This is a genomic window from Marinitoga sp. 38H-ov, from assembly GCF_011057715.1.
Taxonomy (GTDB): domain Bacteria; phylum Thermotogota; class Thermotogae; order Petrotogales; family Petrotogaceae; genus Marinitoga.
Map to the genome: position 1 here is coordinate 189,056 of NZ_LNGH01000002.1, position 285 is coordinate 189,340.

Below are 285 nucleotides of genomic sequence, written 5' to 3' on the forward strand. Positions count from 1 at the left end.
AATAAAATAATTTTTTAATAGTGATGGTGAAATTTCATATACTCCTTCAAAAGATTTAAAAGAAGTTAAAATACTTCCATTTTCTATATCAACTATAGAAATATTTCCATTTTCCTGAGAAACTACTAAATATTTATCATTTTTTAAAAGAATCAAATCTGATACTTTATCTTTAAAATCCACATCCCATATGACTTTTCCATCAAATTTATCTATTTTTATAACCTTACCGTTAATAAATGATACATATATTGCTCTGTCATTAACATTTATTTTTGTTATTGC

The 285-nt window shown here is 22.1% G+C and carries 1 protein-coding gene; it reads right to left on the reverse strand.

Annotated features, from left to right (window positions below):
- The coding region (locus AS160_RS11185; protein WP_346774410.1) for a hypothetical protein at window positions 1–282 on the reverse strand (282 nt) is incomplete at its 3' end.
- Between the last annotated feature and the right edge of the window lie 3 nt (window positions 283–285).